The organism is Chryseobacterium sp. IT-36CA2 (assembly GCF_949767875.1).
GTDB lineage: Bacteria > Bacteroidota > Bacteroidia > Flavobacteriales > Weeksellaceae > Chryseobacterium.
In genome coordinates this window covers 59,280-83,801 of the sequence record NZ_CATKPG010000020.1, presented here as the reverse complement: position 1 = coordinate 83,801, position 24,522 = coordinate 59,280, and the positions used below count along the sequence as shown (strand labels likewise).

General features: G+C 37.0%; 20 protein-coding genes. 10 read left to right on the top strand and 10 right to left on the bottom strand.

Annotated features, from left to right (window positions below):
* Positions 1-472 precede the first annotated feature (472 nt).
* From ACM6F9_RS07750 to ACM6F9_RS07730, 5 genes are all read left to right on the top strand, one after another.
* Entirely contained in the window at positions 473-712 is a 240-nt protein-coding gene (locus ACM6F9_RS07750) for a hypothetical protein (protein ID WP_414845180.1), read from the top strand.
* 97 nt (positions 713-809) lie between these two features.
* Complete coding sequence (locus ACM6F9_RS07745) at positions 810-3,152, top strand: TonB-dependent siderophore receptor (protein WP_414845179.1); 2,343 nt, start codon at positions 810-812, stop codon at positions 3,150-3,152.
* A gap of 3 nt (positions 3,153-3,155) precedes the next feature.
* Positions 3,156-4,601, top strand: coding sequence for an ABC transporter permease (locus ACM6F9_RS07740; protein WP_414845178.1), 1,446 nt, complete (start codon positions 3,156-3,158; stop codon positions 4,599-4,601).
* On the top strand, positions 4,602-5,948 hold the full coding sequence (locus ACM6F9_RS07735; RefSeq protein ID WP_414845177.1) for a DUF3526 domain-containing protein: 1,347 nt from the start codon (positions 4,602-4,604) through the stop codon (positions 5,946-5,948).
* Positions 5,942-6,637, top strand: a complete 696-nt coding sequence (locus ACM6F9_RS07730) for an ABC transporter ATP-binding protein (RefSeq protein WP_414845176.1) — start codon at positions 5,942-5,944, stop codon at positions 6,635-6,637. The genes ACM6F9_RS07735 and ACM6F9_RS07730 overlap by 7 nt, the downstream gene beginning before the upstream one ends.
* Before the next feature lie 86 nt (positions 6,638-6,723).
* Here the strand turns inward: ACM6F9_RS07730 and ACM6F9_RS07725 are convergent, their stop codons facing one another.
* A complete protein-coding gene (locus ACM6F9_RS07725) occupies positions 6,724-8,019 on the bottom strand; it encodes a cryptochrome/photolyase family protein (RefSeq protein WP_414845175.1) in 1,296 nt (431 codons plus the stop codon).
* 194 nt (positions 8,020-8,213) lie between these two features.
* Between ACM6F9_RS07725 and ACM6F9_RS07720 the strand changes: the two genes are divergently transcribed.
* Positions 8,214-8,456, top strand: coding sequence for a hypothetical protein (locus ACM6F9_RS07720; protein WP_414845174.1), 243 nt, complete (start codon positions 8,214-8,216; stop codon positions 8,454-8,456).
* 182 nt (positions 8,457-8,638) lie between these two features.
* Here the strand turns inward: ACM6F9_RS07720 and ACM6F9_RS07715 are convergent, their stop codons facing one another.
* From ACM6F9_RS07715 to ACM6F9_RS07705, 3 genes are all read right to left on the bottom strand, one after another.
* On the bottom strand, positions 8,639-9,403 hold the full coding sequence (locus tag ACM6F9_RS07715) for a hypothetical protein (RefSeq protein ID WP_414845173.1): 765 nt from the start codon (positions 9,401-9,403) through the stop codon (positions 8,639-8,641).
* Positions 9,400-9,894, bottom strand: a complete 495-nt coding sequence (locus ACM6F9_RS07710; RefSeq protein ID WP_414845172.1) for a MarR family winged helix-turn-helix transcriptional regulator — start codon at positions 9,892-9,894, stop codon at positions 9,400-9,402. Before ACM6F9_RS07710 ends, ACM6F9_RS07715 begins: the two co-directional genes overlap by 4 nt.
* A 115-nt stretch (positions 9,895-10,009) precedes the next feature.
* On the bottom strand, positions 10,010-10,858 hold the full coding sequence (locus tag ACM6F9_RS07705; protein ID WP_414845171.1) for a helix-turn-helix domain-containing protein: 849 nt from the start codon (positions 10,856-10,858) through the stop codon (positions 10,010-10,012).
* A 71-nt stretch (positions 10,859-10,929) separates the two neighbouring features.
* Here ACM6F9_RS07705 and ACM6F9_RS07700 point away from each other — a divergent pair, with 71 nt between their 5' ends.
* Both ACM6F9_RS07700 and ACM6F9_RS07695 read left to right on the top strand, forming a co-directional pair.
* A complete protein-coding gene (locus tag ACM6F9_RS07700; protein ID WP_414845170.1) occupies positions 10,930-12,306 on the top strand; it encodes an MFS transporter in 1,377 nt (458 codons plus the stop codon).
* Between the two features lie 37 nt (positions 12,307-12,343).
* Positions 12,344-12,733 carry a hypothetical protein gene (locus ACM6F9_RS07695; protein ID WP_414845169.1) on the top strand — a complete coding sequence of 130 codons (390 nt, stop codon included), beginning with the start codon at positions 12,344-12,346 and terminating at the stop codon, positions 12,731-12,733.
* Between the two features lie 61 nt (positions 12,734-12,794).
* On the opposite strand, the gene ACM6F9_RS07690 is transcribed toward ACM6F9_RS07695, so the two are convergent.
* Positions 12,795-13,952: an MFS transporter gene (locus ACM6F9_RS07690; protein ID WP_414845168.1), complete on the bottom strand. Its 1,158-nt coding sequence runs from the start codon at positions 13,950-13,952 to the stop codon at positions 12,795-12,797.
* Between the two features lie 192 nt (positions 13,953-14,144).
* On the opposite strand from ACM6F9_RS07690, the gene ACM6F9_RS07685 reads away from it, so the two are divergent.
* Positions 14,145-14,753, top strand: a complete 609-nt coding sequence (locus ACM6F9_RS07685) for a GNAT family N-acetyltransferase (RefSeq protein WP_414845167.1) — start codon at positions 14,145-14,147, stop codon at positions 14,751-14,753.
* Positions 14,754-14,837: 84 nt separating this feature from the next.
* On the opposite strand, the gene ACM6F9_RS07680 is transcribed toward ACM6F9_RS07685, so the two are convergent.
* From ACM6F9_RS07680 to ACM6F9_RS07665, 4 genes are all read right to left on the bottom strand, one after another.
* Positions 14,838-15,818: a T9SS type A sorting domain-containing protein gene (locus ACM6F9_RS07680; protein WP_414845166.1), complete on the bottom strand. Its 981-nt coding sequence runs from the start codon at positions 15,816-15,818 to the stop codon at positions 14,838-14,840.
* Positions 15,819-15,995: 177 nt separating this feature from the next.
* Positions 15,996-16,910, bottom strand: a complete 915-nt coding sequence (locus tag ACM6F9_RS07675; RefSeq protein ID WP_414845165.1) for a helix-turn-helix domain-containing protein — start codon at positions 16,908-16,910, stop codon at positions 15,996-15,998.
* A 77-nt stretch (positions 16,911-16,987) separates the two neighbouring features.
* Positions 16,988-17,785, bottom strand: a complete 798-nt coding sequence (locus ACM6F9_RS07670; protein WP_414845164.1) for an SDR family oxidoreductase — start codon at positions 17,783-17,785, stop codon at positions 16,988-16,990.
* Between the two features lie 215 nt (positions 17,786-18,000).
* Positions 18,001-19,497 (bottom strand): catalase, encoded by a 1,497-nt coding sequence (locus tag ACM6F9_RS07665; protein WP_414845163.1) that lies wholly within the window; start codon positions 19,495-19,497, stop codon positions 18,001-18,003.
* A gap of 153 nt (positions 19,498-19,650) precedes the next feature.
* Between ACM6F9_RS07665 and ACM6F9_RS07660 the strand changes: the two genes are divergently transcribed.
* On the top strand, positions 19,651-22,992 hold the full coding sequence (locus tag ACM6F9_RS07660; RefSeq protein WP_414845162.1) for a DEAD/DEAH box helicase: 3,342 nt from the start codon (positions 19,651-19,653) through the stop codon (positions 22,990-22,992).
* Between the two features lie 96 nt (positions 22,993-23,088).
* Here ACM6F9_RS07660 and ACM6F9_RS07655 read toward each other — a convergent pair whose 3' ends face one another.
* The gene (locus ACM6F9_RS07655; RefSeq protein WP_414845161.1) at positions 23,089-24,399 is read right to left on the bottom strand and encodes a T9SS type A sorting domain-containing protein; all 1,311 of its coding nucleotides are present in this window, start codon (positions 24,397-24,399) and stop codon (positions 23,089-23,091) included.
* Positions 24,400-24,522 lie beyond the last annotated feature (123 nt).

The following is a 24,522-nucleotide window of genomic DNA, read 5'->3' as shown; positions in this document are numbered from 1 at the left end:
ATGCCCATTATTACAAGTAATTTCAAAACATAATTTATCACCAATTATAGAAATATTTAATTTTAATACATATTAAAACAATAACCTAATTTCCCTAACACAAAAAAACCTCCCGAATCATCGGAAGGTTATACTGTAATTTGTCAGAAATATGAAATTTTCTATGGGTCAAATATAATTAAGTGTTTACACCGCCGAGTATGATCTCAATCATACCACCAAGAAAAATATTTCATGTATCCAAGGAGGATAAATCAATAATTTTAAAGTTGTGGCCTTGTTTTTACTCAAAAAAATTACTACTTTTTATCGATAACTCAGTTTTTATCAAATTAAATTGTACATTTGTTTTTCTATTATGCAAAAATTTCTCAGAGTCTTTTTTGTTTTTTCTTTACTTCTGATATTTGTTTCGAATGTCAGCGGTGTAAGCACATGTCTTGATCATGCTAAGCACACCAAAAGTAAAGTGATGTATAAGAAAGGGTCAAAAGAAGAGAAAATTCCTACCTTTTCACAGGACGACGAATGTCAGTGTGTACTTCATATGCATATGAACAACATACTTCTTCCTGAACCTTTGAATTTGGATTTTGCCATCAATATTACAAACGACAACGAAATGCCACAACCGAAAGCTATTTCATATTGTTGTCTCCTTGACTTTTTCAGTTCAAGAGCTCCCCCAGCTTCATTTTTCGCGGTAGCTTAATCTTTGCTCCCCTACTTTTCATTTACAGATTTTTTAGTCTGTAGTGTTATTCCGTGGATACCTGTGTCTTCACACCAGTAAGGATATCCTTTTATTAATGGGCATAGTCACTGCCTGTACATTTCTATTCATGATTACCAATAATTTTAATTATTCGGAAATAATTCATTGTATTTCCCCAAATCCTGTGAAACTTTTCAGCGTAAGTTTCATCACCGTATCATCATTTCTCTATGCTCAGTCAAGTTCTGAAGACTCCTTATCTACAGAGGTTCAAACCGTTGAGGTTATTGGAAGAAAATCTAAAGATTATACTTCTGACTACTCTTTTGCTGCCACCAAGATTGCTATGAAAAATAAAGACCTCCCTTTAACGCTTAATACCATTACAAAAGAACTGATTACCGACCGTCAGGCTTTTCAGCTTGGAGAGGTCATGAAAAATGTAAGCGGAGTCTCTCCTTCCAGCTATTACAACCAATACAACATCCGTGGGATCAGTCAAAATGAAGAAGGACAGATTATCAATGGAATGCGTACCAGACAATATTATTTTTTACAGCCTATGACTTCCAATATTGAACGTGTAGAAGTTTTCAAAGGCCCTGCAAGCATTACCATGTCCAGTGTAGATCCCGGAGGAACGATCAATATGGTAACCAAAAAACCATTGTCTAATCCTCGTCATGAGATCAGTTTATCAGGGGGAAGTTTTGATACCTACCGTATTACCACAGATCTTACAGGTCCTTTAAATAAAAGTAAAACTTTATTATATCGTTTTAACGGAGCCTATCAGAATGCCCATTCATTCAGGGATCATGTTAAAAACAGCGGTATTCTCATCTCTCCTTCCATCACTTTTGTTCCTAATGAAAAAACATCGGTGAATGTGGAAATGATTTTCAATGATCTTTATGGAAATCTAGACCGTGGACAACCTATTTTCGGAGCGGTGGCAGGAAAAACAGACTTATACAGCACGCCAAGAACTCTGAATCTGGGAGCTCCGGACGATTTTTTTAAAACCAGAGAACTCATATTAATGGGAACGGTTGCTCATCATTTTAACTCATCTATCAGTTTTAATGCTTCCTATATGAAGCAATACTGGAGAGAAAATCTTCAGGAGCACAGAACAACCAACTCTTTTGTCCCTGATATAAAAAACAAACCAGTTTCCAGCCTTGCCATGATGCAGTTTGTGCAGAGAAAACAGAATTGGGCAACAGATAACATCAATGCCTATTTTAATTATAAATTCAAAACAGGTTCTGTTCAGCATCAGGCTTTGATAGGCTATGACAATCAAACCTGGGAAAAACGCAAAGGCGGGCAACAGAATGCAGCAAGAGGTTTTCTGTTAAAGAACGGTACTGTAGCTCCTTCCTACAATCCCGCAAAAGCTTCAGATTATCAAACTATTAATCTTAATGGAACAATCATTCCTAAGCCAAATGTCACTCCATTCGATTTGAACCCGGGAGCCGCAAATTATCAAGGTGCAGATTTTAATACCCTTAATGTGATCACTCCTTTACCTTCTGCTCTTACTACAACCCATGCAGCTTATATACAACATCTTTTCACCTGGAAAAAGTTTAAAATATTATCAGGACTCCGCCAAGAGTGGTTTCAGGATATTACCAACTTTAAAGATTCCAATGAGTCATCTTTTAAAAATAACAAACTTCTTTACAGGTTTGGTATTACCTACAGCCTGACAGATAACATCAATCTGTATGGAACTTATTTAACCGGATATCAGCCACAATCCAATACGGTAACCTTAATGCCCAATACCTCCAGTCTTACGGGATCTGCGGCCAGGTTTAAACCTTTGACCTCTGATCTCAAAGAATTGGGAATCAAAGCTCAGCTTTTTGGGAGAATCTCAATGAATCTTGCAGTGTATGAAATCAACCAGAGAAATATTTTAATTAATGCCAATAATCCTTCGGAACCTGATGAGCTTGTACAGCGTGGTGCTGACCGAAGCCGTGGATTTGAAGCTGAGTTTTCAGGACATATTCTTCCTCACTGGCATATTTACGGTGGCTACAGCTATATTGATGCTAAAATACTAAATGATACCAACCGTGATCTTATAGGAAAAAGGAAAGAAAACACTTCTAAAAACTCGGTTAATATCTGGACACGTTACAATTTTTCAACTATTGAACTGCTAAAAGACTTTGGAATCGGAGCCGGAATGCTTTATCAGAGTTCTAAAGTCCCATGGTTTACCAGAAGTTTTGAGCTTCCCGCTTATACAACAATAGATGCTGCCTTGTATTACACTCCGGCAAAATCTGTCCAGCTTTCTTTTAATCTGAATAATATCACCAACAAAGTTTACTGGATCGGGGCTCAGAACTATTTAAGACTATTTCCGGGAACCCCAAGAAATTATTTACTAACTGCTACTTATAAATTTTAAATTATGGCTATTTCAAACTTACAACTGATGGTGAGAAAAACCTGGCAGGATTTGTTTAAAGGCAAACAAAATCTTCTCACCACTATTGCCGTACTCTTATTCTGTATGTTGAGTATTGGTATAGGATATACAAAATATACGGACTCTTTTTCGAAAATAAAAGAATACCGCAAAGAAGTCCGGGAAAGCTGGGAGCATCGACCAGATAAGCATCCGCACCGTATGGCTCATTATGGTTATTTGGTTTTCAGAATCGGGCATCCATTGAATATTTTTGACAATGGACTGGATGATTATCTTGGAAATGTCATATTCCTGGAGGCTCATAAACAGAATACCGCCAACCTTTCGGAAGCAGGAAGTTCAGGTACTTTGGTCAGATTCGGTGCGTTTAGCAGTGCATTTATTCTGCAAAGTATTGTTCCATTGATTATTCTTTTCTTAGGATTTGGATTAATTGTGCAGGAACGTGAGAATGCCACTTTAAAGATTATCAGTGTGCAGGGAACTTCAGGAAGGGATATTATCTGGGGTAAAATTCTGGGACTCTGGCTTTTTTCTTTATGTTTCCTGATCCCGGTAATTCCTATTGTTTTTATGGCAGCATTCATGTCAGAGACAACAAATCCGGCTGATATTGTTTTACGGTTATCATTTCTGCTGCCAGCCTATATGATCTATTACTTTTTTATCAGCACTTTGACTGTTGTAGTTTCGGCAAACAGTAAAAATACTTCTTCTGCACTGATCAGCCTTATCGGTTTCTGGCTTCTTTTTATTATTGTTTTGCCTAAAGGAATTCAGTTTGCAGCACAGAATTTATATCCTGCCCCATCCCGAATTGCTTTTGAAACAACGCTGGAAAAGGATATTTTAAAATCGGGAGACAGCCATAACCCTGATGATCCGCATTTCAAAAAAATCAAAGATTCTTTACTGGCAAAATATAAGGTGAAAACAACCAATGAACTTCCATTCAACTATGGAGGATTTGTCATGAAGGAAGGGGAAAAAATAAGTTCCCAGATTTACATCAGACATCAAAAAGAGTTGCAGACCATTTACAATAAGCAGCAAAGACTGACTGATTTTTCAGGACTGATCAATCCCGCCATTGCTATTAAAAATTTCTCCATGATTGCTACAGGCACAGATTTCTTCTCTTATAACCAGTTTCAGAAACAGGCAGAAGAGTATCGCTATCAGATGGCTCAGCATTTAAATGATTTACAAATTGAACAGATCAGCAATATTAAACCGGAAAACGGCGGTCCACCTGCTGTAATCGACAAACATAACTGGGAAAAATTCCCGGATTTTCAGTATCGGTATACTTCTGTTCTGGACAGCATGAAACAACAGCCAATACCTGCTGCAGCATTAGTTTTATGGATGGCTGTATGCGTTATTGCGATTGAAATAAGTGCAAGAAAATTAAAATTAATTTAAATGAATCGTTATTTATATACCCAATTTTACCGTAACAAAGCATATGTCATTGCACTGTTGTTTTTATTGATGGCCGGTTTGATGGCTATTTATACCGGGGAAAAATTTCTGGACAGGAATGAAGATATCATCTCCAAAAGCGGAGCTTTTCAGAAAGAAAGTATAGAAAGGAATGTAAAATTTCATAAGGATGATCTGGGACTTGTTCTTTATTATATTAAATTCAACCTGGTGAATGAAACACCCAGATTGGCTGCATTGAATATCGGGATGCGTGATTTAAATCCATCCATCCAAGGAGTAACCATCCGAAATCTGGAGGAACAGCGCTACAATGCTGATTTTTACAATCCAGCTAATGCTGCTGCTGGAAATTTTGACTTTAGTTTTGTTATCGTTTTTCTATTTCCACTGGTGATTGTTGCATTTTGTTATAACCTGATTTCTGAGGAAGAAGAAAGAGGAACCTGGAAACTGCTCTCAGTTCAAAGTGGTAATTTGCAAAAGCTTCTGGATCATAAGATGTTCATACGTCTTTTAGCAGTAACCATTGTTTATCTTGTATTAATTATCATTGCTTCGGTTTGGCTAAAAATACCTTTAGACTCCTACTATATTGCTTTTCTCATCAGCGGATGGCTTTATATTCTGTTCTGGTTTGTCCTGTGCAGATGGATTATTTCTTTTCGTAAATCATCGGCTCAGAACGCTTTGATCCTTTTGATTGTATGGGTGGGGATCAATTTTATTATCCCAATGAGCAGTAATATTCTGATACAAAAACTCTATCCGGTGCATGAATCCCTTAAAGCGGTAATGGAACAGAGAGAAGGTTATCACAACAAATGGGATGAGGCCAAGCTCCCTACAATGGAAAAGTTTTACAAAGCCTACCCTCAGTACAGCAATTTCACTGTAGAAGAAAATGATGCCTTCACCTGGACTTGGTATTATGCCATGCAGCATATGGGAGACCTTGAATCTGCAAAATCATCAGAGCAGTTCACAGAAAAAATGGAGAAACGGAATGAGGCTGCAGCCTATTTAGGATTTTTCCTTCCAAATCTTCATACTCAGCTTGTAGAAAGTCATCTGGCAAAATCTGATATGCAGAATCATTTGCAGTACGCATCATCACTTAAGAAGTTTCATGAGAAAAAACGGTTGTTCTTCTACCCTCTTATTTTCTCCGGAAAGAATGCCGAATCTATCAACTGGGCACAGCAAATCATACAGGTATTCAAATTTTCTCCATCTATTAAATGGGGACAGATACTTCTTCCATACCTCATCTTTATTGCTTTATTCATCATGCTTTCACAATACAAATACAGAAAACTATGTTAAAAACGGTCAACTTACATAAAAAATACAACGATTTTACCGCGCTTCATTCTCTTAATCTGGAAGTAAAGAAAGGAGAAATATTTGCGCTGCTCGGGCAAAACGGAGCAGGAAAAAGTACAACGATCAATATTCTTCTGGGACTCATTAAAGCCACTTCCGGTAATGCTTTCATTAATGATATTTCGGTGCAGGAAGAGCCTCAGAAAATTAAAAAACATCTCGCTTATATTCCTGAAACTGTTCTTTTATATCCTAATCTTACCGGCATAGAAAACCTTGATTTCTTCTCCAAAATTGCAGGATTCAATTATCAAAAGGATGAATTGTCTGCATTACTCAAACGCACAGGATTGCAGGAAACCGCTCATGAAAAAGCATTGGGAGGATATTCCAAAGGGATGCGCCAGAAAGTAGGTATTGCTATAGCGCTTGCCAAAGATGCCAAAGTACTCCTTCTGGATGAGCCTACGAGCGGACTGGATCCTATCGCCACAGCAGAGTTTACAGAAATTGTACGCCAGCTGGGTAAAGAAGGAAGAACAGTTTTAATGGCAACCCACGATATTTTCAATGCGGTAAGTGTAGCCACCAATATCGGGATTATGAAGCAGGGGGAACTTGTACAGAACTTAACGTCCAAAGCATTTACAGCGCAGGAATTACAGGAACTGTACCTGAAAACAATTTAATATTCAGTTTACTTTCATATTAAATATCAATTGGTTGATGCCCGGTTACATTTTTGTTACCGGGCATTTTGCTGATATTGTATTATTTATGCCAGTGCTTTTTTGTATTCGGATAAAGCTCTTTCGCGGGCAAACGTATGTTCTACCATTGGTGAAGGGTATGCTGAGGTATTCCATTCCGGGAGCCATTTTTTGATATACTGTAAGTCTTTATCAAATTTTTCCATCTGAGCAGTAGGATTAAAAACTCTAAAATAAGGAGCAGCATCACAACCTGAACCCGCTGCCCACTGCCAATTTCCATTGTTTGCAGACAAATCATAGTCATTAAGTTTCAAAGCAAAATAAGCTTCACCCCAACGCCAGTCGATCAGCAAATGCTTGCATAGAAAACTCGCCACGATCATTCGCACCCGGTTATGCATAAAGCCAGTCTGATTCAATTCTCTCATTCCGGCATCTACGATCGGGTAACCGGTAGTTCCTTCACACCAATGTTTAAACTCTTTCTCATTATTCCGCCAATGGATATTGTCATACTGCCTTTTGAAAGATTGATGAACCACCTGTGGAAAATGATATAAAATCTGCATAAAAAATTCGCGCCAAATCAACTCTGAAAGCCACACAGCATTATGTTTCAATGCAAAATCCACACACTTTCTGATGCTGATAGTCCCGAATCGTAAAGCAATCCCGAGCTGTGTAGTATGCTGTAACGACGGATAATCACGAAACTGATCATAGTTATCTATAATAACAGCGTTCAAAACCTGTTTTTTAAAATCAAATTCTGTTTTTTTGAAACCGATTTCTTTTAAAGTAAGAATCTCAGAATACTTCTGTGGAAATAAATTTTTAACGTTTAATTCAACAGATTGATAATGTTCTGGAGTTAATAATTCCCGCCATTTCTTTGCAAAAGGAGTGTAAACGGTGTAAGGTGAACCATCTTTTTTAATAATCTGATCCTTATCAAAAATTACCTGATCTTTATAAGCTTTAAAAGGAATGTTCTTTTCTGTGAAAAAATAATAGATTTCCTTGTCCCTCTCAATCGCCTGAGGCTCATAATCCCTGTTACAGAAAACACCTTCGATAGTATATTCTTCTGATAGTTTTTTGAATATTTCGATGGGCTTACCATAATAGGTATTGACTTTTGAATGATATTTTTTTAATGAAATATTGATATCTGTCAAAGCCTGGTGAATATAATCTACCCTGCGGTCTTCTTTATCTTCCAGCTTTCCCAGAATATCAGTATCAAATATAAAAATGGGGATTACCGGAGCATCAGACTGGAGTGCATGATGAAACCCAACATTATCCTCCAATCTCAAATCACGTCTGAACCAGAAAAGGGTGATTGTATTTTTCATAGAAGTTCTTTTCAATTTCATTGATCATTTCTGTTTTAGAAATGCTTTCATAAATACGGATAAATATACAGATTTTAACCTATAAATAATTTTAGCGATTTGTATTATTTGGCTTTATCATTATAATTTGTATGATCATATGAATTATAATTTTCCGACATTTGTCCCGATTTTTAAATGAATAGAACTCAACAATGGAAGAATTTGAAGTACCGGTAACTTATAAGGGTCAAGAATTGCTTTTCAATGGAAAGCTTGCCACATTCTCTTATGGATATAAACTGTATGTGGACGTAGATGGAACCGAAGTCGTTATTGAACGTGATGATCACGGTGATTTGCGGGCTCTCTTGCCAGATGCTGCTTCGGAAAAAAATATAGACAAAGGGCTTATTGAAGCGATTATTGAAGTATTTAAAGAACTTCAGGTTTTATAATACGTTCTGCATAAAAAGTCGTCTCAAAAGTTGAACAATTTGGTTTCTGTCATTGACTGCGTCGAATCTTCGATTTCTGACGAAGGAAGAATCTCATTAATAACCAAACATATGAGATTCTTCATTACATTTCATTTCATTCAGAATGACACCTTGGAGATAATCTCTTTCATTTAATTCGTTTATTCAAAAACTACATAATTTACTTTATCTACTCCTGTATTTCCTGTTTTCTCATGATACGCATACAGGACCAGCTCATAATTTCCCGGAGAACTGATCATATGACTTCCTTCAAACAGATTAGTTGAAACCAGTGACATGTCTATATTCTTTACCCATTTTCCATCTTTTTTCAAAATTCCTTTCACTTCTATTTCATCGGAATTCCATACACCTCCTTTATCAATGACACATCCGCACATCATCACAATATTAGCCTGAAACAGAAAAGGTTTATCTTTAATACTGTTCAAAGCAATATATTGATGGGTTCTTGGTTTCAGAATATCAATAATATATCCGGGAATCTCAAGAATAATTCCTTCTCCCAGAATATGCTTTCCCGGGATCAGCCACAATTCTGTACTTACCACCGCCTGAGCCTGTTTGCTGTTCAGAGGGGAAATCACTTCTATATTTACAAATGTAGGCTCATCAATATCTACAGCAGCCATAAAACCTCCTGTCTGCTCATCTGCAATAGAGTTTCCTCTGATTTTAGGAGTTTTCATGATCAAATCTGTATTTCCGGTACTTCCGGAAGTATTTCCTTCTGCCAGGATTCTTTGATTAAGCTTGTTTCTAATGATAATATGAGCTCCACCCAATGAAGTTCCGATAAATTTGGCATCTCTTGCTTTTGCTCTGACCATGATTTTCGTTTCCGTTGCCGAAATCATACTATGGGAAAAAAGAAATACTGTGATGAGAATTAATGTTTTCATGATTGGATTGATTTTAAATATTCGTGTCTAAATCGATGATGAAAAGATTCATTTTTTAATTCCTGATCAATATGATCCAGATAAGTGAGAATCGAGAGATCTTCTGATAATACCTTCAGAATAGCTTTCTCACAACTGTCCCAGATGTGCTCCAACTTGGGAAGCATTTCAATGGCTTTTGGAGATAATGAAATAATCTGTTTGCGTTTATCTACCTTGTCTTTTTTGATGATAAGATAGCCGCTTTCATTCATTTTTTTGACAATAACCACAACTGACGGGTGAGAATATCCCAAAGGCTCTGCAATATCAGTAATTGAAATTTCACCCTTCTTTTGCAGTAACATAAAAACCAGATACCAGTTCGGCTCTACGTCAATCCCGAATTCTTTATAAAATTTACGGACATCGTGAGACATCCTGTCACTGATTCTTTTCAGCCTGCTATCCAAAGCTTTGTATCCTAATTCTTTAATAAAGTCAAAATCCATCTGAAATATATTTGCTGTAAATATATAATATATAAAGTCAACTATATAGTTAACTTTATATATTTTTTTAAAATGAATTTAAATACTCATGAAGAGGGTTGATCAAAAAAGATATTTATTTAAAATTTTTCCTGTATTCACCCGGAGTTACGCCCCTATATTTCTTGAAAAGTTTGGAAAGGTGGCTTTCATCACTGAACTGGAGTTCATAAGCAATCTCACTTAGCCGGACACTGCTGTATTTTAGATAGGTCTCAACTAATTTTAGTCTATAATCCAGCAGATAATCCTGATAAGAAGTTCCGGTCTGTTGTTTGAAATATTCGCCGAAATAATTCCCGGAAATACCAAAATGATCAGCAATAACCTGAATTCCGGTTTTCTCACGGTCTTTTATATGCTGTTGAATATAAGCGATAATCTTCATGATGGAGAAAGCCTTCCGGTTTTCCTGCAGGTCCGAAGTTTCGCTTTGAATGATATTCCGGGCAATCAAATTCAATAATATTGACATACAGTTACGGATAATAAGGTAATCTTCTGCTTTATTTTTGAACTCATTGGCAATCTGCAGAATAAGGGTTTCTGCAAAGTTCTCATCATTTTTATTCCTGAAGACACACCCTGCTCTTGCATGATAATTATGACTGATGTATTGCAGTTTATACAAATTCTCACAGCTTTCAATACGATCTGCTTCCAGGCGGATTTTATCAATAAATTCCACCGGACACTGAATACTGATAAGCTGAGCAGCATTACTTTCAAACCGGTACACCTCGTGCTGCGGAATAATGAAAAGCTTACTCTGAGAAAAATTAATATTGCGATCATCATAAATAAGCGTACCCATTCCTTTTACAATATAAATAAACGAGAGAAAACTCTTTGTTTTAAAGGTAATTTCTTCTTCTTTAAGTTTTATTTCCTTTACATCAATTTCTTCAAGAGGCAGTCCTTTCATGATACACTGTATTTTCCTCCAAAAGTACAATTTTAACAGAACGTAAAGTGGATAATTTTGCATAAAAAAATATGAATACATATCCGAAACGGTGGCAGGCACTCAACTTTCTGATTGCAGGAGCTTTTCTTTCGCCTCTGGATTATTTTATCGTCAATATGGCTTTGCCTTCTATTAAAAAGGCATTTAATGCAAGTGATCATCAGCTTCAGATGGTTATTGCTATTTATGGACTTACCTATGCAGCACTTGTTGTTTGTGGCGGACGGCTGGGAGATATTTACGGCCGCAAAAAGATATTTATATCAGGATTGTATACTTTCCTGTTTTCATCTCTTGCCTGTGCTTTTTCTCCGGATATTACATGGCTGATTATTTTCAGGCTTTTTCAGGGGATTGGCGCATCATTGCTTGCTCCGCAGGTATTAGCTTCAATAAAAGACCTCTTCAACAGTCAGGAACAACCTAAGGCTGTAAGTCTTTTCAGTTCAGTATTTGGTCTTGCTTCCGTGATCGGGCAATTGTTTGGCGGCGTTCTTTTAAGCATGCATTGGGGACATTTCTCCTGGGAAATGGTATTTCTTGTGAATGTACCCATTACCATTATTTGTATTCTGGGCATTCATTTTACGATGGACAACAGTAATCGGAGAGAACAAACAGGTATTGATTTTACAGGAGCTTTATTATTAGTTCTTGCCCTACTGCTTCTCATCTGCCCTCTTATTTTCGGACAGAAATTCGGATGGGCATGGTGGATTTTCGGAATTCTTCTTGCCGGAATCTCATTATTAATTTCATTTTTAAAATACGAAAAGAAGCAGCTTCAAAAAAACCGGCCGATACTTATAGATCTGGCTTTACTGCAGCAGAAACCTTTTGCACTAAGCCTTTTGATTATTTTCTTTTACAATTTCACTGCAGGGTTATTCATTTGCTATCCTTATTATCTTCAGCAGTTTCTTCATCAAAACTCAATGCAGACAGGATTGGCCATAGTTCCTTACGGGCTGGCCTTTTTTATAGCACCTCTGATTACTTCAAGGATAAAACTGACAGCTTCCAAAATAATCTATACAGGATTAGGATTATTAATGATAGGATTTGTGCTAAGTGCAGCCTCTTTCTATTTTCAGCAAAAACCCTCGTTTATCACTCATACTACCCTGTTTATTGCCGGATTTGGACATGGTATCATTATGCCTGTTATGATGCGGACAGCTATTTCTTTGGTTTCTAAGGATAAAGCCGGACAGGCTTCAGGGTTGGTAAGCATAGGAATTCAGATTGGAAGTGTCACTGGAGGAGCTATTATTGGTACATTCTTTTTTAATCTGATACCCGTTCTGGGATTCACAGAAGCATTTGCAGCAGCTGTAGGGATGATAGGTGTTTTTCAGCTGATTGGATTATGGGCAGGAAACAGATTAAGAAAAATAATTGATTGAAAGATAAATTTAAATCAAAAAATAAATACATTTAACAATGAACAATACAGAAAAGATCGTTTGGGAAATTGAAGAATTTCACAGGAATATCGAAAAATGGTTTCAAGGGAAAGCAGAGAATCAGGAAAGTCTTTATAAGGAACTATTATCCGGATTTTTGCCAGATTTTAATATGATTAACGGAAATGGTGATACTGTTACCTTACCTATGCTTAGCGACTGGCTTCCAACCGTATTTGGAAAATTTCCGGAGCGAAATATTCAGGTGGAGAATATAGAAGTAACTCATTCTGAACATCATGGATTGGCGACGTATATTGAAACGCAGGTTACCGGAGAAATCACAACCAAAAGAAAATCATCTGCTATTTTTCTGCTAAATAAAGAAAAAGCATTGTGGCTTCATCTTATAGAAAACTGGATATAAATTTTATATAGTAACAGCCCTGAAATCAGGGCTGTATTTTATTAATAACAGAAAAACTTCATTACGATTTCCTAAATACTTTCATCTGCCCTGCCATAATCGCCAGTAAAATTCCAAAACACGCAAAAAGTCCGTATGAATATCTGAGATCAAAGCTTTCTGCAATATATCCGATAAGAGGAGGTCCCATCAGAAAACCTAAAAACGAAATACTGGAGACAAATGATAAGGCAATACTTGGAGCCACTGTACTCACTTTTCCTACTGTACTGTAAACGGACGGCACACTCAGAGAGCTTCCAAGACCAATGATCATAAAAGCAATGATACAGATCCACAATTGAGGAAAAAAGACACTAAGAAAAAGTCCTCCGCTCATCAATATGCCACAACATTGCAAAACGATCTTCTTCCCGTATTTTTCAATGATCTTATTGCCAATAAAACGGCCTAAAGTCATCATTAAAATAAAACTCGTATACCCTAGTATCACAAGGTTTTCAGGTACCTTAACTATCGTTTGAAAATAAACTCCGCTCCAGTCGAACATAGCGCCTTCAATCGCCATACTCAAAAAACCTATAATCCCTAATCCAACTAGTGTAGGGTTCACAGCCTTGAATATAGAACGGGTTTGAGGCTCTGCTTTATGGATAATATTGGTGAGATTTCTTGTACTGTAGAACCAAAGTAATCCTACAAGAATGAAAATAACAGCAAAATGATAAAAAGTTCCTACATGAAGATTGATCATTAATAAGCCTACAACAGCTCCTGTAAGTCCTGCAAAACACCATGCTCCGTGGTACGAAGAAAGCAGCGTTCTTTTTGTGATTGATTCTATTTCTATAGCCTGAGTATTGATCGCAATATTGCACATATTCCCGGAAACTCCAAAGAAGAAAAGAACAACCCCAAGCGTCCAGTAAGATGGTGATAAACCAATTAGTAACAGAAAAAAAGGATATAGCAAAAAACATCTTTTAATAATCCCGCTGCTTCCGTAAATACTGATCAGTTTTCCGGCCAAAACCATTGTAGAAAGCTGTCCTATCGGCATGAGAAGCAAGAGTGTTCCTAATTGTGCTTCATTAATGGAAAGAGCAGTTTTAATAATAGGAATCCGGCTCGCCCATGAAGAAAAAACTAGCCCGTGGGCAAAGAAAAGTAAAAAACAGGCTGTTGGCATTTTTGCATTAAAAGATTCTTTCTCGTTCATTATAACAGGGTGATAAAAATTCCTTTTGCAAAGTTAGATAGGTAACCCTATTAAAATCTAGTCCGTTTTTGTCATTTTTATGTTCCATTTTAACCAATAACAGAAATGCAGCTCTTATCATGGCAGAAAATCACTTTATTTTTTGAATACAGATTTTCATTTTTCATTAATTTCGTCCTATAAAAATGAACCATGAAAGAAAAATGGATTTCCTATCCAACAATTTTAACAGGAGAAACCGTTGAATTAATTCCTCTTGAAAAAGAACATTTTGAAGAATTATATGCCGCAGCCGCAGATAAAGAGCTTTGGAAACTGATTCCTACAGATTGTTCAGAAAAAACAATGTTTTATAAAACATATGATTTTGCCTTATCAGAAAGAGAAACCGGAAATCAATATCCGTTTGTAATCCGTCATAAGGAATCGGGAAAACTGATTGGCTCTACCCGCTTTTTTGAAATTTACCCGGCTGACAGAAAACTGGAAATAGGATGGACATGGATCACAAAAGAATTCTGGGGAACAGCCATCAACCTTGAATGCAAATTACTGCTTCTCAACTTCTGCTTCGATGTATTGAAAGCCAACAGAGTACAATTAAAAACTAAAGACGATAACTTCAGGTCAAGAAAAGCCATTGAGAAAATTGGTGGTGTATTTGAAGGCATTTTACGCAAAGACAAAGTGCTTAGTGATGGCAGCACAAGAAATGCAGCCTATTACAGTATTTTAGATGATGAATGGAATATAGCCAAGCTTAAAATTGAAGTTCTGATAAAAGAAAAGCAACGCCAATAAATAATAAAAACAGTATAAAATCAATTCCAGCTGGGAAAAGATATTATACTGTCAACTTTATTAAGGTTTAAAACTGAATTCAGGTTATTTTTTTATAATTTTCTTTGAAATAAATCCTCCTTTCTTCAATTCTCCCCGAAGAATATATATTCCTTTAGAAAGCCCTGAAATAGTAATGGTTTTAGAATTTCCTGCAGTTAAAACAATCTTTCCATCCAAAGAAGTCACCGTCACATTTCTGATGTCTTCCTGAGTATTAAGAGTAATGACATCAGCAGCGGGATTCGGATAGACTGATATTTCTTTCTTTCTGATTTCCGGATCAGCAGTAGATAAAGAGGTCGTTTCAGGATATGAAACACTTTTTACAACACTTGTATTTCCATTGATGGTAAAAGTATTGATTGCAAAATTAAATACGATTCCTGCACTCTGGCTGACCCACATATAAGATTCATTAGTATAATTGAAAGGTCCAGGTGTTTGTGTGGCGGTTCTCATTCTTTTAATTCTCAGAACGTTCGGATAAGTTCCTGTAGGAGTAGTAATTGTTCCATAGGCATCCACTGTATACTCCACCTGCCCTGTTTCGGTCATATTGGGTACTCCTCCCGAAGTTACATTGAACTGATAATTATCGGTAAACTGCTGCAGATAAGTGACAGGAAAGTTAAAATTAATCAAAGGATCCGAATAAGAAATCAGCATATCTCCCGGATTAGCATAGCTTCCCAACATTACATCCTGCGTATCTGAAATAGAAGTAAAATCATAGACATCTGAGAGAGTTGGTGTAGTGATCCTGTTAGCTCCCGGAAACCTAAAGCAGTTGGCTTCTCCCGGACAAGCTTTTGTGGTGTTTGTATTGACATTGGGAGCTGTATAAGCAGAAAAATTCCACGTAACATTCGCTCCGGAAGGGCCTGCAGTCACAATAAGGTCTACATCTCCTGCTCTGAAGGTAAAAGGTATATTTACCCTGTCAACAGCAGATCTCGTTACGGAAGGCTGAGCATACGCTGCCATTCCTATAACAAGAAATAAAACAGAATTTAGCTTTTTCATATGGTTTAGTTTTAAAATTTGGTGTCTTGTAGTGTACAACAAATATATTTTTAGTTCCAAAAGCTATCAATCCTGAAAAGAATGTATTTTTATCTACCTGAAATCCGGTATTTTTTATATTATGATGAATGATTATTTTATGTAAAAATACCCGGTGTATGAACCGGGTGATTATATTTAATTGAAAGATTGTCTGTAACTCAGAGGAGTTTTATCTGTTTTCTTTTTGAACAGCTTATTGAAAGACTGAGGGTGCTCAAATCCCAGTGCATAGGCTACTTCAGATACAGAGAAGCCTGTGGTGGTAAGATATTCCTTAGCCTTTTCAATCAGTTTTTCATGAATATGCTGCTGGGCATTTAATCCCGTAAGATTACGAAGCATATCACTCAGATAATGAGGTGACAGATTGAGTGTGGAAGCCAGAAACTCTACCGTAGGAAGTCCTTTATTTAATGTTTCCTGCTGATTGAAATAATTTTCCAGCACAACATCCATTTTAGTCAATAAATCACTATTAACGGCTTTCCTTGTTATAAATTGTCTTTTATAAAAACGATTGCTGTAATTGAGAAGAACATCAATATAAGAAACAATAACGTCCTGGCTTACTTCATCAATAGCTGTATTCAGTTCATTTTCAATATTATCCAGCAGTCCTGTTATGGTAGCTTTTTCCTGATCAGACAAATGCAGTGCTTCGTTCGTATCATAAGAAAAGAAACCAAAATTTTTGATTTTCTTTGCAAGATCATAACTTCTGATGAAATCCGGATGCACCAATAAAGTATACCCGCAGTATTCTGCATTCTCATCGGTATAAAGAACCTGTCCTGGAGCAGTGAACATCATTCCGCCCTCATTGAAATCATAATATCCCTGCCCATAGCCCATTTTCCCAACGGTAGAATATTTATAAGAGATTTTATAAAAATTCATCATAAAACTTCTCTTCAGCATATCCTTTTTGATACTCATTTTCGTATTATCCACAAGGCTTACCAAAGGATGAAGCGGTTTAGGAAGCTGCAGCATACTGTGCAGTTCAGATATGGATGAAATTTTTAAAGGGATGTTATCTTTCTTTTCCATGATATAAAATTATAAATTATTTGGTGGAAAAGACAGCATAAATGTGATTTACTTTATACTGTCTTTCAAAAACCTGACTAAATAAATTGCTTTCCAAACTGCTCTCTGAAAGCTTCATCACCTAATTCAAGGCGCTGAGCATAAATCGCTTTAGCATCTTCTCCGGCTACATATCTCAACTGTTTTTTGCCATCTGTAGCAGCCTCATATACCACTTCTGCAATCTGCTCAGGTGTAGAAGCAGCTTCCATCATTCCTTCCATTTTAGAAAACAGAGAATTGGTCATGTCTTCATAGGCAGGGCTGGATGCTGAATCCAAGGAACGACTTACAAAATCGGTCTTAATCCCTCCTGGAGAAACCGTTTTAATATCAATTCCCAATGTATTAAGTTCAAAAGCTAGGCTTTCGCTCCATCCTTCAAGAGCCCATTTGGTAGCATGATAAGTAGAGCTTAACGGGAAAGCAACCAGTCCTCCTATAGACGTTGTAGAAATGAACATTCCTTTTTTCTGTTCTCTGAAGTAAGGAATAAATGCTTGTGTAACGCGTATAACCCCTAATAAATTCGTGTTAAGCTGTTTTACGATCTGATCATCAGAAAGAGCCTCTAAAGGTCCTATTAAGCCATATCCTGCGTTATTATACACCACATCGATATCTCCGAGTTCCAACGCATTCTTTACGGTAGACTGTATCTGTTCCGGATTGGTAACATCCAAAGGAAGTACAGTTACGTTCTCCAAAGCAGCAAGATCGGCAGCTACTTCTGGATTTCTCATTGTAGCGATTACTTTCCATCCGTTGTTTTGAAATAATTGGGCAGTTGCTTTACCTAATCCTGTAGAAGCACCTGTTATAAAAATTGTTTTCATTTTTCTTGGTTTAAAATTACAGGACAAAGTTCAGCATTAGAACAAACCCAAGAGTTGCCAAAATGGGGTAAGCTGTAGCCAAAACGGATAGGGATAAATAAAAAGTATTGAATAAAAAAAATCCTTTAGCCGACAATGCAGGCTAAAGGATTTCACTTCGGAAATACATATGGCTTATTTCCGGAATTAAAAATCAATATATAATAAACGTTTCTTTAAATAGTATCAGCTGTCACCTTCTTCATCTCATATCCTTCATAATCAAAAACTTCCGACATAGATAACCCAAGTGCCCGGCTCACTCCTTCTCCATACGCAGAGTCAGCCCTGTAACAGTTTCTGATATGGCGAATCTGTATAAACTTCTGAGCACCTCCCACGGCTTCGGCTGTATTCTTAAATAAAATCTCTTTTTGCTGATCAGACATCAGTCTGAAAAGATTTCCTGGTTGAGAAAAATAATCGTTATCCTCACGATGATCCCAATGACCGGCATCGCCATCAAGCTTTAAAGAAGGTTCGTTAAAATCATGCTGTTCCTGCCACTTACTAAAACTATTCGGCTCATATCCTATCGTACTTCCAAAATTTCCGTCCATTCTCATAGCACCGTCCCGATGATAAGAATGGTATGGACATTTAGGAGAATTAACAGGAATCTGATGATGATTAACCCCTAATCGGTACCGTTGGGTATCTCCATAAGAGAATAAACGCCCCTGAAGCATTTTATCTGGTGAAAAACTTATCCCCGGAACAATAGAAGCAGGATTAAAAGCAGCCTGTTCCACTTCCGCAAAATAATTAGCCGGATTTCTGTTCAGTTCAAGTTCCCCTACCAGAATAAGAGGATAATCTCCATGAGGCCATACTTTTGTTAAATCAAACGGATTGATATGATAGCTATTGGCGTCTTTTTCTTCCATAATCTGAATGTACATTGTCCACTTAGGAAAATGACCTTCCTCAATGCTCTCATACAGATCCTTCTGATGGCTCTCCCGGTCGGTTCCGATAATTGCCTTTGCCTCTTCATTACTCATATTCTGGATTCCCTGTTGTGTTTTAAAATGAAATTTAACCCAAAACCTGTTATTTTTATCATCAATAAAACTGAAAGTATGACTTCCAAAACCATCCATATGGCGGTAAGATTTTGGAATACCGCGGTCACTCATGGTAATGGTAACCTGATGAAGAGATTCCGGCAGTAAAGTCCAGAAATCCCAGTTATTGTCAGCACTTCTCATATTGGTTCGGGGATCTCTTTTCACGGCATGATTTAAATCCGGAAATTTTAAAGGATCACGAAGAAAGAAAACAGGGGTATTATTTCCTACAAGATCCCAATTGCCTTCTTCCGTATAGAATTTGATAGCAAAACCGCGAATATCCCTTTCCGCATCAGCAGCTCCCCTTTCTCCTGCTACTGTAGAAAAACGGACAAATAAAGGAGTTTCCTTTCCAACAGAAGAAAAGAGATTTGCTTTTGTATATCGGGTAATATCATGGGTTACCCTGAAAGTACCATAAGCACCTGATCCTTTAGCATGCATTCTTCGTTCAGGAATGACCTCGCGGTCAAAATGAGCCATTTTTTCTAAAAACCAGATGTCCTGCAATAAAGCCGGACCACGACGTCCTGCGGTTTGAATGTTCTGATTGTCGGATACCGGAGCTCCGGTTCGGTTTGTTAATTTATTTTCGTTCATGTTGTATAATTTATAATTCAAAATTATAGGATTCATACCATGGCAGAGTCATCCAGTTTATATAAAAAAAAGCAGTCCAAAAAACGGTTAGCCTGAGCTGTCAACAGCCTCCTCATTCATTTGTTTTTTGTAAGTTTGTCTCCATCTATTTTTATGGCAGAATATATTCTTGACAACATCAATATCAGTACACTTTCCGTATATGACCTGCTGAAACATACCTCAGACAGTACATTTATCGGAATCAGAGATTTTCGTGAGATCTATCCCGTTGCTATTGAAAACAATACAGGAATATTTACAAAACAATCTTCATTACAGGACTTTCCGATTGTTACTATCAGCAAAATAGGCAGCTCATTAATTTGTTCCTGTACCTGTGACAATCCGAAAGACCAGCTTTGTTCTCATCAGGCAGAAATTATTCACTGTATTATTGAGGATAAGAATTACCGATTGTTTTTTGATGAAACTCTCCGCAAAAAGATACTTATTCCTAAAGCCAAAGGATATGGCCTTGAAAATGAAGGCGATCTGGATCAATATTTTCAGCTGGAATATGCTGACGGCAAAATTGAAATACTGCCCAAGATCAAGGAAATGCTTCCTGTAGATGATATGATGCTGACAAAAGATCTTCTTCCCCAGCTTCCTTCTAAGCTGGATGAACTGGCTGTACTTGAATCGGGTAAAAAGCAAATATTAGTTATCGGTAAACACCGTTATTACAATCATATGACCTTCTCTCTGATGGAGGCGGAAATAACGCAGACAGGAAAAATAAAAAATCCTGTTACTCCTGTAGATGCCATGCAGCTGATATGGAAAGCGGAGAAACCGGCAGACATCAAATTTTACACGGCTATTACTTCTTTTCAAAATAATTACAATGAAGATTACAATCCGTCAGAACTGGAAGCTTTAAAACTTATTGTACAGAATCCTCTGGAGCTTGAAGTCTATTATCACGACCGTGAAATTGCAGAAACAGTTTCCGCAAAGTCACTTTCCCATATTGAATTAAACACTTTAGATGCAGAGGTTCAATTATCTGTATTTAAGAAAGATCCGTTTTTTGAAATAACCGGAGAATTATTGTTTAATGACATTTCTGTTCCTTTTAAAAATATTATTCTCAGAAATGAATATTTTGTATATAACCAGAACATTTTCAGCTTTGTAGATGATCCGGACATACTCAGAATCATCAGGTTTTTTAAGGCTAATAACGAAATTTTACTGGTTCACTCTTCAAAATATGAAGCATTCATGCAGAATATTCTTTCTAATTTAGAAGAACGTATTCATATAAATTACAGCTACATACAACCCGCAACAAAAGTACAGCTTGAAGACAAGAATTATACGACTGAAAAAATCATTTATCTTCGTCAACAGGAAAATTATATAGGTATTACTCCTGTTATGAAATATGGAGATGTAGAAGTTCCGGTCTATTCCAGAAAGCAGCTTTTTGATACGGATCAGAATGGAAATCCGTTTAAAATAGAAAGAAATGAATCAGCTGAAGCCCGTTTTACATCTTTAGTAATGCAGCAGCATCCCGATTTTGAAGAGCAGATGGACGGCTATCAGTATTTTTATCTTCACAGAGATAAGTTTCTGGATAACAACTGGTTTCTTGATGCATTTGAGACCTGGAGAAATGAAGGGATTATCATACTCGGCTTTAACGAACTAAAAAACAACAAATTAAATCCTCACCGTGCTAAAATCAATATTCAGATCACCAGTGGACTGGATTGGTTTAATGCTAAATTAAAAGTTGGATTCGGCCCTAAAGAGGCTTCATTGAAACAACTTCACAGAGCGATCCGGAACAAGAGTAAATTTGTTCAGCTGGATGACGGCAGCATGGGAATTCTTCCTGAAGAATGGATGGAAAAAATATCCGCTTACTTCCATGCAGGAGAAATTGATGAAGAGCTTTTAAAGATTCCGAAAATTAATTTTACGGAGGTTACATCACTATTTGAAAAAGAAATACTGAGCCAAGAAGTTTACGAAGAACTTACTTCTTATTCCACCAGATTTTCAAACGTTAAAAACATCCCGGAGACAGCTGTTCCTGCTGAACTAAATGCCGAACTTAGAGATTATCAGCATGACGGACTGAACTGGCTTAATTTCCTTGACAGTTTCAATTTTGGAGGATGTCTCGCAGATGATATGGGATTGGGAAAAACCATCCAGATCATTGCTTTTATTCTTTCTCAGAGGGAAAAACGAGGGCATACCACCAACCTGATTGTGGTTCCTACTTCCCTGCTTTTCAACTGGCAGGAAGAACTCAGCAGATTTGCACCTTCTATAAAAGTTCTGCTTCATTATGGCGCAGACCGACCGAAAACAACAACTCATATGCCTGATTATGAAGTGGTGCTTACTACTTATGGAATGCTTCTTTCGGACATTCAATTTTTGAAAAACTTTAATTTCAATTATGCATTTCTGGATGAGTCACAGGTGATTAAAAACCCAAATTCAGAAAGATACAAAGCGGCACGCCTGCTTCAATCGAGAAACAGAATTGTACTGACCGGTACCCCTATTGAAAACAGCACTTTTGACCTTTACAGTCAGCTTTCCTTTGCATGTCCGGGATTGTTGGGAAGCAAACAGTATTTTAAAGATATTTATGCTATTCCTATTGATAAATTTGAATACAGCAAACGCGCAATAGAGCTTCAGCAAAAGATAAAACCTTTTATTCTCAGAAGAACCAAGAAACAGGTTGCCAAAGAGCTTCCGGAAAAAACAGAAACGGTCATCTACTGTGAAATGAATACGGAACAACGCAAAATCTACGATGCTTATGAAAAAGAACTTCGTGAGTTTATTGCCGCCAATGATGATGACGATCTTAACAAAAATAGTATGCATGTTCTTACAGGGCTTACAAGGCTCAGACAGATATGTAATTCCCCCGTTCTGATGAAAGAGGGATATTCAGGTGAAAATGCCGTTAAAATCGAAATTTTGATGGAACAAATCCTTGGGAAGTCAAAAGATCATAAGATCCTTGTTTTCTCACAGTTTGTCGGAATGCTGGATCTGATTAAAACTGAGCTTGAACGTCACAACATTCAATTTGAATATTTAACAGGCCAAACTAAAGACAGAGGGGAAAAGGTAGCTAATTTCCAGAAGAAAGAAGATATCCGTGTATTTCTGATCAGCTTAAAGGCTGGAGGTGTGGGTCTCAATCTTACTCAAGCAGATTATATTTATCTTGTAGATCCGTGGTGGAACCCTGCGGCTGAAAATCAGGCCATAGACCGTAGTTATCGTATAGGGCAGACCAAAAATGTAATTGCCGTAAGAATGATCTGCTCCAATACTGTAGAAGAAAAAATACTTACCCTTCAGAAAAAGAAAAAAGAACTGGCTCAGAATCTGCTTACCACTGACGGAAAAAAACTTCAGGGATTGTCTAAACAGGATCTGATGGATTTGCTGGAATCTGGTTCATAATAATCCCTTAAATTCTTAAAAATAAAAAACCGACAGGTAAAGGACCTGTCGATAAAAAACAAAAATTGATATGGATATGATTTAGATATGATGTGTCTATTTTTTAATAATCTTTTCTGTGACTGTTTTCTGATTTTTTGTCTTGATTTTGATCAGATAAGTTCCCGGAACAAAACTGTCCATAGAAACTGTGATCGAATTACCTTCAAGCATCTTTTGTCCGGTCATATTGTAAATTTCGTATTTCTCTAGTCCTTCTTTCATTTTGATCGTCACTGAACCTGATGTAGGATTCGGATATAGCTGCACACTGGCTGAAGCATCTCTCGAGACTTCTGATGTTGAAAGATTTTCAGGCTGAATTTTAAGGGTATAATCCTCTACCTGCCCGATAAACCAACCTGAAGGGCATGGAAGATTTTCCAATGTTCCCATCCATGAATTGGATTCATATGCTTTTACCAGTCTGAAGCGGGTGTCTCCCAGTTGTGCTCCTGCCGGAATGGTGATATTACCTGTTGTAACCCCGGACTGGTGACCAGAAACCGGATTCGAGTTGTCAAGATATCCCAGATTGAATTTTTCATCAGCATCAAACTGATTATTATGGTTAAAATCAATATAAGCATAAGCAGATACCGTATTTTGACCATGTGTACCTCCTGTTACTGTTATCGGATAGCTATTTCCGCGGTTCACATTGAAAACAGTTGCTGTAAAGTTCTCAAGAACATCAGAATTTCCGTCAAGCACACTGTTTTTAACCGTTCCTGCAAATTCTACTGTACTAATTTCGCTTACAGTAAGACTTGTGATGTTTTCAGTACCACAATAAGGAGCCGGGAAGTTGGCTGTATTTCCTATAATGTTAACAGTGTAATCTTCTGTCTGTCCTGCTCTTAAACTTGTATCGCAAGCAGAACTGATAGAATTAGCAGCTGTAGGATTTGAATAAGCCTGAACATTGGTATTTTTAAGAACTCTCATTCTTGTATTTCCGTTGACTGCATTAGCAGGGATTGTTATAGTATTGTTGATCGTAAAAGCATTGGCTGGATTAGCAGCTTCAAGTCTTCCGATATAGAAGCTTTCTCCTGCATCATCAAAATTTCCATTCTGGTTAAAGTCTATAAACACCACTACATCACTTGGAAATGTACTGGAAGGACCTTTCACTGATATTGGGTAAGAATTTCCCGATTGCAGATCTGTGGACATTGCAGTAAAATTCTCATAAATTTGCGCATTCCCCGATTGAACCGGTGATGAATTGTTAATCGTTCCGAAAGTCACATTACTGATCATGTTGCTGTCAGCGCCATACTGAAAGGTTGGTGTACAATATTGCACCTGTGCATTCATTAGTGAAGCAAGTACAATACCGGAAAGAGTAGTTATTTTCTTCATTTTCTTCGTTTAATTTCTTGGGACAAATTTATATTTATTTAGAATGAATAAAAATAGCAATGTGATGATATTTGTCAGTTTAATAAAAATAGATTGTTTAATGCTTATTTGCACTCATTGAAT